This window comes from Sporosarcina sp. P29 (assembly GCF_002743265.1).
GTDB lineage: Bacteria > Bacillota > Bacilli > Bacillales_A > Planococcaceae > Sporosarcina.
The window spans coordinates 1-403 of the sequence record NZ_PDYX01000115.1 but is presented as its reverse complement, the minus strand read 5'-3'; the positions used below and the strand labels follow the sequence as shown (position 1 = coordinate 403).

Annotated in this window: 1 protein-coding gene; it reads left to right on the top strand. The window is 60.3% G+C overall.

Features of this window, described 5'->3' with window-relative positions:
* The coding region (locus tag CSV68_RS16810) for a HisA/HisF-related TIM barrel protein (RefSeq protein WP_199175056.1) at positions 1-403 on the top strand (403 nt) is incomplete at both ends.

Sequence of the window (403 nt, the reverse complement as noted above, 5' to 3'; positions counted from 1 at the left end):
CTTGCCACGTCTGCAGGATTATGCCGCCCAGGGCGCGCAGGTGCTGCACCTGGTGGATTTGACTGGCGCAAAAGATCCGACAAAACGTCAAATCCCACTTCTTAAAAAACTGGTGGCCGGCGTGGATGTGCCCGTCCAGGTAGGCGGTGGCGTGCGTACGGAAGATGACGTTGCGGCGCTGCTGGACGCTGGCGTGGCGCGTGTGGTCGTCGGCTCGACTGCCGTTAACGATCCTGAAAAGGTTAAAGCCTGGTTCCGCCGCTTTGGCGCTGACGCGCTGGTGCTGGCGCTGGATGTTCGTATCGACGAACAGGGTAACAAGCAGGTTGCAGTCAGCGGCTGGCAGGAAAATTCCGGGGTGACGCTGGAAGAGCTGGTTGAGAGGTATCTGCCCGTTGGCCTG